At 67.7% G+C, this 15,051-nt stretch carries 12 protein-coding genes and 1 pseudogene; 6 read left to right on the forward strand and 7 right to left on the reverse strand.

The annotated features are described in order from the left end of the window. From gyrA to dnaA, 6 genes are all read right to left on the reverse strand, one after another. Window positions 1-2,643: a DNA gyrase subunit A gene (gene gyrA / locus FM112_RS08895; RefSeq protein WP_087006621.1), complete on the reverse strand. Its 2,643-nt coding sequence runs from the start codon at window positions 2,641-2,643 to the stop codon at window positions 1-3. Between the two features lie 56 nt (window positions 2,644-2,699). After that, window positions 2,700-4,769, reverse strand: a complete 2,070-nt coding sequence (gyrB, locus tag FM112_RS08900; RefSeq protein ID WP_087006623.1) for a DNA topoisomerase (ATP-hydrolyzing) subunit B — start codon at window positions 4,767-4,769, stop codon at window positions 2,700-2,702. Window positions 4,770-4,918: 149 nt separating this feature from the next. Then, complete coding sequence (locus FM112_RS08905; RefSeq protein WP_087006625.1) at window positions 4,919-5,443, reverse strand: DUF721 domain-containing protein; 525 nt, start codon at window positions 5,441-5,443, stop codon at window positions 4,919-4,921. Next, entirely contained in the window at window positions 5,436-6,608 is a 1,173-nt protein-coding gene (gene recF / locus FM112_RS08910; protein WP_087006627.1) for a DNA replication/repair protein RecF, read from the reverse strand. Before recF ends, FM112_RS08905 begins: the two co-directional genes overlap by 8 nt. Window positions 6,609-6,610: 2 nt before the next feature. Beyond that, a complete protein-coding gene (dnaN, locus tag FM112_RS08915; RefSeq protein ID WP_087006628.1) occupies window positions 6,611-7,756 on the reverse strand; it encodes a DNA polymerase III subunit beta in 1,146 nt (381 codons plus the stop codon). Between the two features lie 1,180 nt (window positions 7,757-8,936). Continuing rightward, the gene (gene dnaA / locus FM112_RS08920) at window positions 8,937-10,433 is read right to left on the reverse strand and encodes a chromosomal replication initiator protein DnaA (RefSeq protein ID WP_087006630.1); all 1,497 of its coding nucleotides are present in this window, start codon (window positions 10,431-10,433) and stop codon (window positions 8,937-8,939) included. 383 nt (window positions 10,434-10,816) lie between these two features. Between dnaA and rpmH the strand changes: the two genes are divergently transcribed. The 6 genes from rpmH to rsmG are packed head-to-tail and all read left to right on the forward strand — an operon-like array spanning window position 10,817 to window position 14,046. Continuing rightward, window positions 10,817-10,954 (forward strand): 50S ribosomal protein L34, encoded by a 138-nt coding sequence (gene rpmH, locus FM112_RS08925; RefSeq protein WP_087006632.1) that lies wholly within the window; start codon window positions 10,817-10,819, stop codon window positions 10,952-10,954. A 5-nt stretch (window positions 10,955-10,959) separates the two neighbouring features. Further along, window positions 10,960-11,352: a ribonuclease P protein component gene (rnpA, locus tag FM112_RS08930; RefSeq protein ID WP_087006634.1), complete on the forward strand. Its 393-nt coding sequence runs from the start codon at window positions 10,960-10,962 to the stop codon at window positions 11,350-11,352. A 49-nt stretch (window positions 11,353-11,401) separates the two neighbouring features. Then, window positions 11,402-11,668 carry a membrane protein insertion efficiency factor YidD gene (gene yidD, locus FM112_RS08935; protein ID WP_254910427.1) on the forward strand — a complete coding sequence of 89 codons (267 nt, stop codon included), beginning with the start codon at window positions 11,402-11,404 and terminating at the stop codon, window positions 11,666-11,668. Between the two features lie 9 nt (window positions 11,669-11,677). Continuing rightward, the gene (gene yidC / locus FM112_RS08940; protein ID WP_087006638.1) at window positions 11,678-12,652 is read left to right on the forward strand and encodes a membrane protein insertase YidC; all 975 of its coding nucleotides are present in this window, start codon (window positions 11,678-11,680) and stop codon (window positions 12,650-12,652) included. A gap of 51 nt (window positions 12,653-12,703) precedes the next feature. After that, the gene (locus tag FM112_RS08945; RefSeq protein ID WP_087006640.1) at window positions 12,704-13,348 is read left to right on the forward strand and encodes a R3H domain-containing nucleic acid-binding protein; all 645 of its coding nucleotides are present in this window, start codon (window positions 12,704-12,706) and stop codon (window positions 13,346-13,348) included. 50 nt (window positions 13,349-13,398) lie between these two features. Then, a complete protein-coding gene (gene rsmG, locus FM112_RS08950) occupies window positions 13,399-14,046 on the forward strand; it encodes a 16S rRNA (guanine(527)-N(7))-methyltransferase RsmG (RefSeq protein WP_087006695.1) in 648 nt (215 codons plus the stop codon). A gap of 62 nt (window positions 14,047-14,108) precedes the next feature. Here rsmG and FM112_RS08955 read toward each other — a convergent pair. Then, window positions 14,109-14,483 (reverse strand): annotated as a pseudogene (locus FM112_RS08955) (acetyl-CoA C-acyltransferase); the annotation flags it as partial. Between the last annotated feature and the right edge of the window lie 568 nt (window positions 14,484-15,051).

The raw sequence follows: 15,051 nt of genomic DNA on the forward strand, positions 1-15,051 counted from the left end.
CTAGCGCTCGACGTCTTCATCGGCATCACCGGCGGCGGGCGCGGCCTCCTCGGCCCTCGAAGCAGTCGGGGCCTCCGGTGCCGCCGGCTCGCCGGCCTCGGACCCCTCGGATTCGGCCGCATCGGCCTCGGCTTCTGCCGCATCGGCCTCCTCGCGCCCGAGATCGCGCTCGCTGTTCCGCGCGATGCCGATGACCGAGTCCCTGCCCGCCATGCGCGCGAACACGACGCCCATCGTGTCGCGGCCCTTGGCGGGGAACTCCGCGACGTCCGAGCGGACGACCTTGCCCGAGTTCAGGATGGCCAGCACCTCGTCGTCCTCGCTCACGAGGATCGCGCCGGCGAGCGCGCCGCGGTCGGCCGACTGCTTCATCACCTTGATGCCGAGGCCGCCGCGACCCTGGATGCGGTAGTCCGCCACCGCGGTGCGCTTGGCGTAGCCGCCCTCCGTCACGGTGAAGACGAACAGCTCGCTCTCGGCCGCGGCCACGGCCGCGTTGATGAGGTAGTCGCCCTCGCGGAAGGACATGCCCTTGACGCCGGAGGTGCCGCGGCCCATGGGGCGCAGCTGGTCGTCGTTCGCCTCGAACTGCAGCGACTGGCCGTCGTGCGAGAAGAGGAACACGTGGTCGTCGCTGTTCACCGTCATCGCCGAGACGAGCTCGTCGCCGTCCCGCAGCTTGATGGCGATGATGCCGGCCTGCCGGTTCGTGTCGTAGAGCTCGAGCGAGGTCTTCTTCACGAGGCCCTGGCGGGTCGCGAGCACGAGGTACTCCGCGTCCTCGTAGCTCTCGAGGTCGAGGATCTGCGCGACCTCCTCATCCGGCTGCAGCGGCAGGAAGTTCGCGATGTGCTGGCCCTTCGAGTCGCGGCCGGCCTCGACGAGCTCGTAGCACTTGGCCCGGTACACGCGGCCGAAGTTCGTGAAGAACAGCAGCCAGTGGTGCGTGGTGGTGACGAAGAAGTGCTGCACGATGTCGTCGGCCTTGAGCGTCGCGCCGCGCACGCCCTTGCCGCCGCGGTGCATCGACCGGTACTGGTCGCTGCGGGTGCGCTTGATGTAGCCGTCGCGCGTGACCGTCACGATCTGCTCCTCGACGGGGATGAGCTCCTCGTCGCTCACGCCGCCGTCGAAGCCGTGCAGGATCTCGGTGCGGCGGTCGTCGCCGAAGCGGCGGACGATCTCGGTGAGCTCCTCCGAGATGATCTCGCGCTGGCGCTCGGGAGAGGCGAGGATCGCCTTGTACTCGAGGATGAGCGCCTCGAGGCGGTTCGCCTCGTCTGTGATCTTCTGGCGCTCGAGCGCGGCCAGGCGGCGCAGCTGCAGGTTGAGGATGGCCGAGGCCTGGATCTCGTCCACCCCGAGCAGCTCCATGAGGCCCGTGCGGGCGATCTCCACGGTCTGCGAGGCGCGGATGAGCGCGATGACCTCGTCGAGCGCGTCGAGCGCCTTGAGGTAGCCGCGCAGGATGTGGACCTCTTCCTCGGCCTTGCGCAGGCGGTACTGGGTGCGCCGCACGATGACCTCGACCTGGTGGTCCACCCAGTGCTGGATGAACCCGTCGATCGGGAGCGTGCGCGGGGCGCCGTCCACGATCGCGAGCATGTTCGCGCCGAAGGTGTCCTGCAGCTGCGTGTGCTTGTAGAGGTTGTTGAGCACGACCTTCGCGACGGCGTCGCGCTTGAGCACGATCACGAGCCGCTGGCCGGTGTGGCCGCTCGTCTCGTCGCGGATGTCGGCGATGCCGTTGAGCTTGCCGTCGCGCACCATCTGCACGATGCGGTCCGAGAGGTTGTCGGGGTTCACCTGGTAGGGCAGCTCGGTGACGACGAGGCACGTGCGCCCGCCGATCTCCTCGACGTTCACGACGGCACGCATCGTGATCGAGCCGCGGCCGGTGCGGTAGGCGTCCTGGATGCCCTTGGTGCCGAGGATCTGCGCGCCGGTCGGGAAGTCGGGCCCGGGGATGCGCGCGAGCAGCGCGTCGAGCAGCTCCTCGCGCGTCGCGTCGGGGTGCTCGAGCGCCCACAGCGCGCCGTCGGCGATCTCGCGCAGGTTGTGCGGCGGGATCTTCGTGGCCATGCCGACGGCGATGCCCTCGGAGCCGTTGACGAGCAGGTTCGGGAACCGCGCCGGCAGGACCGTGGGCTCCTTCGTCTGGCCGTCGTAGTTGTCCATGAAGTCGACGGTGTCTTCTTCGATGTCGCGCACCATCTCGAGCGCGAGCGGCGCCATCTTCGTCTCGGTGTACCGCGGCGCCGCGGCGCCGTCGTTGCCGGCCGAGCCGAAGTTGCCCTGGCCCTGCGCGAGCGGGTACCGCATCGACCACGGCTGCACGAGGCGCACGAGGGTGTCGTAGATCGCGGAGTCGCCGTGCGGGTGGTACTGGCCCATGACGTCGCCGACCACGCGGGCGCACTTCGAGAAGGACTTGTCGGGGCGGTAGCCGCCGTCGTACATCCCGTAGATGACCCGGCGGTGCACGGGCTTGAGCCCGTCGCGCACCTCGGGCAGCGCGCGTCCGACGATCACGCTCATCGCGTAGTCGAGGTAGGAGCGCTGCATCTCGAGCTGCAGGTCGACCTGCTCGATGCGGTCGTGCGGCTTCGCCGCGTCGTTCGTGAGATCGGTCTCTTCAGCCATGTGCGTTGTTCAGCCTTGTGATTCGGTGATGAAGGTCGGTGCGGTGCGGGCGCGGACTAGATGTCGAGGAAGCGCACGTCGTGGGCGTTGTGCTGGATGAACGCGCGGCGCGACTCGACGTCCTCGCCCATGAGCGTCGAGAACACCTCGTCGGCCGCCTCGGCGTCGATCATGCTCACCTGGCGCAGCGTGCGGGTCTCGGGGTTCATCGTCGTGTCCCAGAGCTCGTTGTAGTTCATCTCGCCGAGGCCCTTGTAGCGCTGGATCGCGTTGTCCTTGGGCAGGCGGCGGCCGGCGGCGCGCCCCTTCTCGAGCAGCGCGTCGCGCTCCTCGTCCGAGTACGCGTAGTCGTGCGGCGCGTTGGTCCACTTGAGGCGGTACAGTGGCGGCATCGCGAGGTACACGTAGCCGGCCTCGATGAGCGGGCGCATGAAGCGGAACAGCATCGTGAGCAGCAGCGTGGTGATGTGCTGGCCGTCGACGTCCGCGTCCGCCATCAGAATCACCTTGTGGTAGCGGGCCTTCTGGGCGTCGAAGTCGTCGCCGATGCCGGTGCCGAACGCCGTGATCATCGACTGGATCTCGGCGTTCTGCAGCGCGCGGTCGATGCGCGCCTTCTCGACGTTGAGCACCTTGCCGCGCAGGGGCAGGATGGCCTGGGTGCGGGGGTTGCGCCCCTGCACCGCCGAGCCGCCGGCCGAGTCGCCCTCCACGAGGAAGATCTCGGACTCGTCGGGGTTGCGGGAGGTGCAGTCGCGGAGCTTGCCGGGCATGCCGCTCGACTCGAGGAGCCCCTTGCGGCGGGTCTGCTCGCGGGCGCGCCGCGCCGCGATGCGGGCGGCGGACGCCTGGCTCGCCTTGCGGATGACCTCGCGGGCCTGCGAGGGGTTGCGGTCGAGCCACTCGAGCATCGCGCGGGTCATGACCCGCTGCACGTAGGTCTTCGCCTCGGTGTTGCCGAGCTTGGTCTTGGTCTGGCCCTCGAACTGCGGCTCGCCGAGCTTGACCGAGATGATCGCGGCCAGCCCCTCGCGGACGTCCTCGCCGGCGAGGTTCTCGTCCTTCTCCTTGAGCAGGTTCTTCTCGCGCGCGTACCGGTTGATCACGCTGGTGAGCGCCGAGCGGAAGCCCTCGAGGTGGGTGCCGCCCTCCTTGGTGCTGATCGTGTTCGCGAAGGAGTGCACCGACTCGTTGTACGCCTCGGTCCACTGCATGGCGATCTCGAGCGAGATCGCCTGCTCCTTGTCCTCCTCGACGATCTCGATGACCTCGTCGTGGACGACCTCGACCTTCTTGCGCTTCACGATGTGGTCGACGTAGTCGACGAGCCCGCGGTCGTACTTGAAGACCTGGACGCGCGGCTCCCACGAGCCGTCCGCCTCGGCGTCGTCCTCGCCCTCGGCCTCCGTCTCGAGCACCTCGCTCACGGTGGTGAGGGAGGCGTTCAGCGCGGCCGGGTTGCGCTCGTCGACGAGCGTGATCTGCAGACCGCGGTTGAGGAAGGCCATCTGCTGGAAGCGGGAGCGCAGGGTCTCGAAGTCGAACTCGACGGTCTCGAAGATCCCGCCGTTCGGGTAGAAGGTGATGCGGGTCCCCGTCTGATCGGTGGCCTCGCCCTCCAGGATCGAGTACTGCGGCACGCCGTCGCGGAACTCCATGGTCCACTCGTGCCCGTCGCGGCTCACCTCGGCGATGAACTTCGTCGACAGCGCGTTGACCACGGAGGAGCCCACGCCGTGCAGGCCGCCCGAGACCGCGTATCCGCCGCCGCCGAACTTGCCGCCCGCGTGCAGCTTGGTGAGCACGACCTCGAGCGTCGAGATGCCCTCGACCGGGTGCGTCGAGACCGGGATGCCGCGGCCGTTGTCGACGACGGTGACGCCGCCGTCCTCGCGCAGGGTGACCTCGATCTCATCGCAGTAGCCGGCGAGCGACTCGTCGACCGAGTTGTCGACGATCTCGTAGACGAGGTGGTGCAGGCCGTCGGGCCCCGTCGAACCGATGTACATGCCGGGCCGCTTGCGAACGGCCTCCAGACCCTCCAGCACCTGAATCTCGCTGGCACCGTAGCTGTTCTCGACCTTGTGGCTGCCGGGAACCTGGTGATTCTCGTGGGTCTCGCTCATCGATTCGGACTCCTTGATGAGATGAATTCGTAGAAATGCCTCGGCAGCGCCGAGGCGGACATCCCATCTTATCAAGGAACCGCGCCAAACGGCCGAGAAGGCGCCCAGGACGATCCGGGCCCCCGCCGACGTGGGTGACCACAGACCCGCTAGCCGTAGGTGTCTCGCGGCCCTCGACCGGAGATGGACCGCGGCCCGTGCTTCCACGAGGGCGCGCCCGGATTGAGGAATCGAAGGTCCTCGATGCCGGCGTCCGGAACCCGTTCGGCGATCGTCCCGAGGATGTTCGAGCGCATCGTCCGCAGCTGCGTGGCCCACGCGGTGGAGTCGCACTGCACCACGAGCGTGCCGTCCTCGACGTAGAGCGGCCGGGCGTGCTCCGCGGTGCGCTCGCCCGCGAGCTCGGTCCAGCTGTCGATCACGCGGGCCTGCGCGAGCGGCTGCTCCCAGCCGTACTGCTGGAAGAGGTTCGAGAGCAGATCGCCCGTATCCACCGGCTCGCGGCCGGGGCCGAAGGCGAACTGCTCCTCCTTCGGCGCCTCGAGCGACTTCTTCTTCCGCTTCCGGCGGTGGAAGGAGGTGGTTCTGCCCCCGAACACCTCCTTGAAGCGCTGCCAGACCTCGGTGGTCTCGCTCGCGGGCGGCCCCTCGAGGGCGTCGTCGAGATCAGGCATCGTCGTCCTCGAGGATGGCGCCGGCGCGGATGCGGATCGTGCGCCGCCGCAGCGGCTCGGGCAGATCGGCGAGCACCGCGCAGGTGACGAGCACCTGCTCGTAGTCCTCGACCGCGGCGGCCAGCCGGCTGCGACGGCCGCCGTCGAGCTCGGCGAACACGTCGTCGAGGATGAGCACGGGATCGCCCGTGCGCGATTCCTCGCGCACGAGCTGCGCCGCCGCGAGCTTGAGCGAGAGCGCGAAGGACCAGGATTCGCCCTGACTCGCGGTCATCCTCGCGGGGAGGTCGTTGAGCCAGAACGTGATGTCGTCGCGGTGCGGCCCCACGAGCGAGGTGCCGCGTTCGAGCTCCCGGTCGCGCGCATCCGCGAGCCGCTCGGCGAAGTGGCGGCGGATCTCCTCCACCGTCAGCTCGTCGCGGATCTGGCCGTCCGCGGCGTCCTCGTCCATGAGGCTCGAGGCGTCGGCGAAGGCGCTCACGCGCATCGTCATCCCGGGCCGGTGGTCGTCGTCCACGAGCGTCCGGTAGCTGCGCTCGAGGTGGGGCCGCAGCCGAGTGACGAGCGCGAGGCGCGCGGCGATGATCTCCGTGCCGAGGCCGAGCAGCTGCTCGTCCCAGACCTCGAGGGTGGACAGCAGCGCGTCCCGGTTCCGCTGCGCCTTGGCGCTGCGCAGCAGCGAGTTGCGCTGCCTGAGCACGCGCTCGTAGTTCGCGATGGCCTCGCCCAGGCGGGGCGCATGGGTGGCGAGCAGGGAGTCGATGAACGACCGCCGCTGAGCCGGCTCGCCGCGGACGAGCGCGAGATCCTCGGGGGCGAACAGCACCGTGGTGAAGAAGCGCGGCAGCTCGCGCGCCTTGACCGGATGCCCGCTCACCCGCGCCTTGTTCGCGCCGCTCTTGGCGATGGACACGTCGATGCTGAGGCGCCGCGGCCCGTGCGCGAGCTCGGCGCGGACCAGCGCCGAGGACTGCCCGAACCGGACGAGCGCGGTGTCGGTGGAGACGCGGTGGGACCTGAGCGTGGACAGGTAGCCGATCGCCTCGATGAGGTTGGTCTTGCCCTGGCCGTTGACGCCCTCGAAGACGTGGACGCCGGGATCGAGCTCGAGGTCCGCATCGGCGTAGTTGCGGAAATCGCGGAGGGTGAGTCGTGTGACGTGCACCGTTACCGCATGAGCAGGTTCGGCTGTAGGAGGTACCGGAAGGTGTCGTTCTCGGCGGGCTCGTCGAGCGAGGTCTGGCCGGTGAGCAGCACGGGGCCCGGCTTGTTCGGGTTGTCGGTGGAGGTGAAGGCGATGCGCACGAAGGGCGACTTGATCGCGTTCACGCCGTCGAGGAGGAACTGCGGCTTGAGGGAGATGACCATGTCGTCGCCGTGCAGGTTGACGCTGAAGTCCTCGGAGCCGGCGGCGTGGTCGGCGCCCGCGGTCGCTTGCAGGGTCACGCTCTCCTGCGTGAAGGTGAAGCGCAGCGCCTGCTCGCGCTCGATCACGATCTGCATGCGGCGGACGGCGTCGACCACGTCGCTGCCCTGCATCACCGCGAAGTGCGGGGTCTCCTTGGGGAAGAGGCGGGACACGGCCGGGAAGTTGCCCTTGATGAGCAGCGAGGTGACGGTGCGGCCCTCGGCGGTGAAGGCGATGAGCTGCCGCTCGCCCTCGGTGACGAGGGTCACGACGACCTCGCCGGCGTGGGCGAAGGACTTGCCGACCTCGCCCAGGGTGCGGGCGGGGACGAGGGCCTGGTCACCCTCCGCGAAGTTGCTCTGCCAGCCGATCGTGCGGACCGCGACGCGGTAGCGGTCGGTGGCGACGAGGCCGAGCTCGTCCGGGGAGAAGGTGAGGTGGACGCCGGTGATGACCGGGGCGACGTCCTCGCGCGAGGCCGCGACGACGACCTGCCCGATGGCGTCCGCGAAGTCCTCGCCGGAGACGACGCCGGTGGTGCCGTCGACGACGGGCAGGGCGGGGAACTCCTCGAGGGGCATCGTGGGCAGGGTGAAGGTGGAGCGGCCGCAGGTGATGACGAGGCCCTCGTCGGTGCGCTCGACCGTGATGGGGGCGTCCGGAAGACGGTTCGCGATGTCGGAGAGGAGGCGGCCCTGGACGAGGACGGCGCCGGGGGTCTCGACCTGCGCCTCGACGGAGGTGCGGCTGGAGACCTCGTAGTCGAAGGACGAGAGGGAGAGCCCTTCATCGCTCGCGTCGAGCACCACGCCGCTCAGGATCGGAAGGGTGGGGCGCTGGGGCAGCAGCTTCACGACGAATGACACTGCATCGCTGAACACGTCGCGATTGACCTCGAACTTCACGGTGCGTCCTCTCGAGTAGGTGGACCACCCATGCTAGCGCTCCGAGACCGGTGCATCGAACCGTATCGATCTTCGCTCAGGGTTTCGGCTTCGTCCTCGCTCCGTCGGAAGGATCGAAGAAGTTCGATCCGATCTCGAGCCGGGCTTCCGGGTCGATGTCACGAGCGCGTCTTCATGGATTGAAATCCGTAGCCGCAGTGTTAACAGCTGTGGATAATGTGGATAACTCTGTGGATGCCAGCTTTCCGTAGGGAACTACATCCGTGGAACTTGTGACTCGTCGGTGCATGGAAAGTGGTCGATTTCGGGGTCGATGTGAGTGGAAACTGCGTTATTCACAGGCTCGATGGGGTTATCCACATGGTTTCACGTCCAAAACCACGAGTTATCCACAGGTTTTGTGAACTCGGTACCGTGATCTTGTCCACGGATCGTCCACCGTCCGTCCACGGGTGTTTCCACACGCTTATCCACACCGCCTGTGGATAACTCGGTTCGAGAGGGTCGGTCGGACCGGCTCCGGGGCGGGCGTGTCCCGGTGGAAATCCTCGTGCCGGGAGGCCGGGCATCGTCCGGCGAGGCATCATCGTCGGTGTTCGGTGTTCGGTGTTCGGTGTTCGGTGTTCGGTGTTCGGTGTTCGGTGCTCGGTGTTCGGTGCTCGGTGCTCGTGCGATTCGCGGACGCTGCGGGCCTCTGAGTGCCGGCCGCCGAGTGCCGGCCGCCGAGTGCCGGCCGCCGAGTCCCGGCCCACGAGCGCGGGGACACAGATGCGTCGAAGTTCGTCGTTATGGAGCGCCGATAACCGCACACTTCGACGCATCTGAGCACCGGCACCTCTATGGACACGTCGAGCGACCGTGCCAAGGGCGGCGCTTCCGGTGAGATCGACACGATCCTTCGATCCCGGGGGAGGGCCGGGCGTCTCCCGAGGTCGGCGTATCCGCTCGGTTCCGCGCATCGGTCCGGCTCATCACCTGCCGCGGAGCGTCGCGCATCGTTCGGAGCCTCGCGGATCCGGGCGCGTGGATCTCCCCGAGCCCGCGCAGACGGAGAGCCTGACCCGCACGGACAGAGAATCTGACCCGCACGGACAGAGAATCTGACCCGCACAGACGGAGAATCTGATCGGCACGCGCACACGCCGGCGCGGCCGAGTGCGCGGCGGCGCGTACGGCCGCCCTAGTTCTTGGCGCCGTGCCGGATGCGCGAGGTGAGCTCCGTGACCTGGTTGTAGACGGAGCGATCGCCGGTGATGAGCTTCGTGATCTTGCGGTGCGCGTACATCACGGTGGTGTGATCGCGGCCGCCGAACAGCTGGCCGATCTTCGGCAGGGAGAGGTTCGTCATCTCCCGGCACAGGTACATGGCGATCTGCCGGCTCGTGGCGATGGCCTGCGAGCGGCTGGAGCCGTAGAGGTCCTCGACGGTGAGGCGGAAGTAGTCCGCGGTCTCCCGGATGATGTCCTGCGGCGCGATGATGCTCGGCTCGTTGTCGTCCACGATGAGGTCCTTGAGCACCGTGGTCACGAGATCGAGGTCGATCGCCTGCTGGTTGAGGTTCGCGTAGGCGGTGACGCGGATGAGCGTGCCCTCGAGCTCGCGGATGGAGCCGTTGACGTGGACGGCGATGAACTCGACGGCGTCCTTGGGCAGATCGATCTGGTCCGCCTCGGCCTTCTTGCGGAGGATGGCGATGCGGGTCTCGAAATCGGGGGACTGCACATCCGTGATGAGCCCCCACTCGAAGCGCGAGCGCATCCGGTCCTCGAAGCCGGTCAGCTGCTTGGGCGGCACGTCCGAGGTGATGACGACCTGCTTGTTGTGCTCGTGCAGGGTGTTGAAGGTGTGGAAGAAGGCCTCCATCGTGGAGTCCTTCCCCTGCAGGAACTGGATGTCGTCGATCATCAGGATGTCGTTGTTGCGGTAGCGGTCGTTGAACTCCTGACCGCGGTTCGCGGCGATCGAGTTGATGAAGTCGTTCGTGAACTCCTCGCTCGACACGTACCGGACCTGGATGCCGGGGTAGATGTTCTCGGCGTAGTTGCCGATGGCGTGGAGCAGGTGCGTCTTGCCGAGCCCGGAATCGCCGTAGATGAAGAGGGGGTTGTAGCTGCGTGCCGGGGCCTCGGCCACCGCGACGGCCGCGGCGTGCGCGAAGCGGTTCGAGCCGCCGATGATGAAGTTCTCGAAGGTGTAGCGGTCGTTGAGCCGCGAGTCGTGCGTGGTCGAGGACGCCGGCGCCTCGGAATGGTAGGGGGCCTGGTGGATGGTGGCCGGCGCGGCCCCATCCTGTGGATAAAGGGTGTGGATATTCGGGTCCGCCACGGTCTGCGCGAGGCTCGCCTGCTCGAGCGCGCTGGGCTGCGAGGGCTCCTGCTCGTACTCGACGACATCCGGCGCGGCCTCGCGCTGCATGTCGGGGTTCACGACCACCGCGAAGTTCGCCACTCCCGCCGAGGGATCGAGGGACTGGATCGCGGCGAACAGCGGCTCGCGGCCCCGGGTCTCGATCATCTCGCGGGTCGTGACGTTGGGGACCTCGAGGTAGATTGTGTCTCCCATCTGGCCTTTCGGCACCACTAGTCGGAAGAAGCCGCGCATCGACGCCGGGACCCTGTCATCGGTCTTGAGCGCTTCCAGGAGCGAGGACCAGACGACATCGATGTCCTCGGTCATGCGGTCTCCCTTCGCGGCGCCATCGGTGCGATGAAGCGTCGGCTGTCGTTTCGGCGGTCGGTGTGGTGGTGTGTCGGGCTTGATCTTGCCCCGGACCAACCTGCGGCTGCAAGTTATGCACAGCCGCTGTGGATAACTGTGTAAACTTGTGCACAGTTCGGTCGTAGACCGACCAGCATATGTCCTGCGCAAGGGTTTAACCCAACCGAATATCGAGTTCTCGGCGAGTCGTGCCGGGGCGTCAGGCGAACCGTGCTACAGGGGCTCGGCAACCTTCATACTTGACCTGAGACTTTGTCCGACGTAGTCTGTTCCGGTTGAGCCCATAGTCAGGGCGCTCAGTCGTTCCCCGTTACAGGGGCCCAAACTTCCGGAGCATTCTCATGTCGAAGCGTACTTTCCAGCCGAACAACCGTCGTCGTGCCCGCAAGCACGGTTTCCGCGCACGCATGCGCACTCGCGCCGGCCGCGCCATCCTCTCGTCGCGCCGCGGCAAGGGCCGCAAGGTCCTCTCGGCCTGAGCTCGGTGCTCGCCCACCCGAATCGGATCACCCGCGGCGACGACTACCGTCGGATCTCCCGCAGGGGCCTTCGGGTCGGCGCACGCGGCTTAGTCGTTCTCGGCGAACTGCGCACCGATGCCACAGCACCCACTCGATTCGGATTCATCATCACGAAGCGGGTGGGTGCTGCTGTTGTCAGGAACCGCCTCCGCCGGCGCCTCAAGGCGATCTCGCGCGAACTGCTCCTCCTCGTGCCCTCGGGGGCGTCCTTCGTCATCCGGGTCTTCCCGGAGGCCGCCGCGTACGACTACCAGGAGCTCCGGTCGAAGGTCCGAGGGGCCGTGCTCACCGCATCCGAACGGCTCGGCGTCCGCGCCATCCCGGAGCAGTGCTCCTGCGGAGACGAGGTCGAGTGACGTGCGTCGGGCGCTCCACAACATCGTCCTCCTCCCGAGGAACGTCGGCGTGGCGCTGCTGCTCGGCTACCGCAAGGTCATCTCGCCGCTCTACGGGGACGTGTGCCGCTATTACCCCACGTGTTCCGCGTATGGTTTAGAGGCGGTGCAGACGTACGGCCTCGTGCGCGGAGGCTGGCTCGCGGCGCGCCGGATCCTGCGCTGCCACCCCTGGGCCAAACCCGACTTCGACGAGGTGCCGGAGCCGCGGCGCCCGTATGCGCTGCGCCGGACCGCGGCAGGCTTCGTAGTATCCACCCTCCAACCGAAAGATTGAGCATCCCCAATGGGCTTCATTGACACAATCCTTTGGCCGCTGAAGTGGCTGATCGAGGTCATCCTCGTCGCCGGGCACACCGGCCTCACCGCCATCGGCCTCGACTACGACAGCGGTCTCACCTGGGTTCTGTCGATCCTGCTGCTCGTGCTCATCGTGCGCTCGGCGATGATCCCGCTCATGATCCGCCAGATCAAGTCCATGCGCGGCATGATGGAGATCCAGCCCGAGCTCCAGAAGATCAACGACAAGTACAAGAACAAGCGCGACCAGTTCTCCCAGCAGGCGAAGCAGCAGGAGATCATGGCGCTGTACAAGCAGCACGGGTCGAGCCCACTCTCCGGCTGCTGGCCGATGCTCATCCAGATGCCGATCTTCTTCGCGCTGTTCCGCGTGCTCAATGCGGCGAACGCGGGAACCGCCGGCGTCGGCCTGATGAACGAGGACCTCGCGCACTCCTTCGGCAACTCGACTATCTTCGGCGCCCCGCTCAGCGCGGTGCTCAGCGACCCCGGCGGCAACGTGTCGGTGATCGTGGTGGCGATCACCATCATCGTGCTCATGGTCGGCTCGCAGTTCTTCACGCAGTTCCAGATCACCGCGCAGAATGTCTCGCCGCAGGCCAAGGCCTCGCCGATGTACCGCCAGCAGCAGATGATGATGTACATCCTGCCGCTCGTGATGGCGGTCACGGGATTCATGTTCCCCATCGGCGTGATGACCTACTGGCTGCTCTCGAACCTGTGGACCATGGGCCAGCAGTGGTGGACCATCCGCGCGATGCCGACTCCGGGATCCGAGGCGGCGAAGAAGCGCGAGGAGCGCCTCCGCGCCGCGGGCAAGTGGGAGACCTCGCCCGAGAACCCCGAGAATCAGAAGAAGAAGAAGCTCGAGGAGCAGGGCATCGAGCCGAAGCCGGCCGGTCAGCGCCAGCAGCCCGTCTCGAAGCAGCGCTCGAAGAAGAAGAAAAAGAAGAAGAAGTAGATTCCGACGGACGGGGCGCGGGCCCCGACTAGGCCCAAGAAAGGGACATGCATGAGCACGGAGCACACCGGCACCGATGACGCCGGCACCGACGGAGCCAGCACCGAGCAGCAGGACGCCGAGCGCCCTGAGGCCGAGGCCGTCGAGGCCGTCGAGCCCGAGACGATCGCCGAGGCGCAGGACGCCGAGCTCGAGGACGAGCCGGACGAGGACGCCGAGGACGAGGATCGGGACGAGGGCGATATCGCCGCCGATTACATCGAGGAGCTGCTCGACATCGCCGATGTGGACGGGGACCTCGAGATCGACGAGCAGAACGGGCGCACCTACGTATCGGTGACGGCCGACGGCGAGTCGAACCTGTCCAAGCTCTCCTCCGGCCCGGTGGTCGAGGCGCTGCAGCAGCTCACGCGCCTCGCGGTGCAGGCCGAGACCGGCGAGTTCTCGCGCCTCATCCTCGATGTCGGCGGCTCGCGGGATGCGCGCCGCCGCGAGCTCGAGGAGCTCGTGGTGCGGGCTGTGCAGCGCATCGAGGAGGGCGCGGCGACGGCGGCGCTGCCGCCGATGTCCTCCTACGAGCGCAAGATCGTGCACGACCTCGCGGCCGACCGCGGCTATCTCTCGGAGAGCGAGGGCGAGGGGCGCGACCGCCACACCGTCCTGCAGGCCCCCGCTGCCGACGAGCAGCAGGACTAGGCCGTCCAGGAGTGAGCATGAGTGCTGCGCAGGCCGTTCCCGAGCCGATCATGGAGCTCGAGATCGAGGGCGAGCGGATCGAGGTCGAGCCCCGACCCGAGGTGGCGGCGACGCTGTTCGGCGACCGGCTGGGGATCGCCCAGGCGTACGCCAACGCGCTCGTCCGCGACGGGGAGCTGCTGGGACTGCTCGGGCCGCTCGAGTACCCCCGGCTCTGGACCCGGCACATCGTCAACTCGGCGCTCATCGCCCCGCTGCTCGCGGGCAAGGTGGGGGACGTCGGCTCGGGGGCCGGGCTGCCGGGCATCCCGCTCGCCATCGCGCGGCCGGATGTGGAGTTCACGCTCATCGAGCCCATGGAGCGGCGGCACTCCTGGCTCGTGCAGCAGATCGAGGAGCTCGGGCTCGAGAACGTCACCGCGGTGCGGGCGCGGGCCGAGGAGATCGAGGACTCGTCGGCCTTCGACCAGGTCACCGCTCGCGCGGTCGCCGCGCTCTCGAAGCTGCTGCCCTGGACGGTGCCGCTGGTGCGCTACGGGGGCGAGATCGTGCTGCTCAAGGGCCGCTCCGCCGAGGCCGAGATCGCCAAGGCGCAGAAGGTGATCCGTCGCTTCAAGCTCGAGGACGTCCGGGTCGAGGAGGTCGGGGAGGACCTCGATACCGAGCCGACGCGCGTGGTCCGCGCGACCGTCGAGTAGCCGCGCGGAACGAGGATACGGGGCGGGACCGTTGCGGTCCCGCCCCGCAGCCGTTTCCCGGCCTACAGCGCGCGGAGGATGACCGCGCTGCCCTGACCCGTGCCGTCGATGCCCCGGTCGCAGATGCCCCCCGTCGCAGATCCCCGCGGCGCCGAGGCTATCGGCGCCGAGCGCGGCGAGGCGGCGGGCCGGCGTGCCCACGATGCGGGCGCCCGACGTGCCGATGGGATGCCCGAGCGCGATCGCCCGCCGTGGACGTTGACGATCGCGGGATCGATGCCGAGCTCGCGGGTGGAGTGGATGCCGACGGCGGCGAAGGCCTCGTCGATCTCGACCGTGCGGGGCCCGTCGACGCGGGCGTGCGGGACCCTGTCGAGGGCGGCGCGGATGGCTCGAGCCGGCTGCGAGTGGAGGTGCGTGTCGGGTCCCGCCACCAGGGCGGTGTGGCTTTGACGCGCGCGATGCTCGGTCTGCGTTGGGTGTTATCGAGCGCGGTCGGGAGGTTTAGGCGTGATAGTCGGGGACCATCGTGATTGGCCCCGGCTGCGATGCGATCTTGATCTGGTTTGGGAGCTGCACCTGTTCGTGGCGGTTCCATCGGGGTCCGCGTCCGGTGCGACGGCATAGTCCGAAGCGCAGCGAGCGAGGTAGAGGGCGTAGATCGTGGGTGCGTGAGTGCCGCCTGAAGATCGTTGATGGGATGGTCTCTCTTTTCGGATCTGGACGAACGTTCCGCGCCTGGTCGTCGTAGTCGAATCGGCGAGCTCATCAAATACTCGAGTGGGACTGCCGAGGAGTTACCGAACACACGAGGAAGCAGAGCTGATGCCGAGACTGTGCTGGCTACCCTACTGCCCCCTCCCTAAACCTAAACCCTTCTTGCCTTGCTGGTGCTGCCTCGATTTGCCGATAAAAGCCTGATCAGGGCAGGAAAACTTCATGTCGTGCGTTCGTTCTTCCGAGAATATGCCGTTGAGAGGATCCGTTCTGACGCTGGCTGTATCT

Origin of the sequence: Gulosibacter sp. 10, assembly GCF_900163695.1 — a bacterium.
GTDB lineage: Bacteria > Actinomycetota > Actinomycetes > Actinomycetales > Microbacteriaceae > Gulosibacter.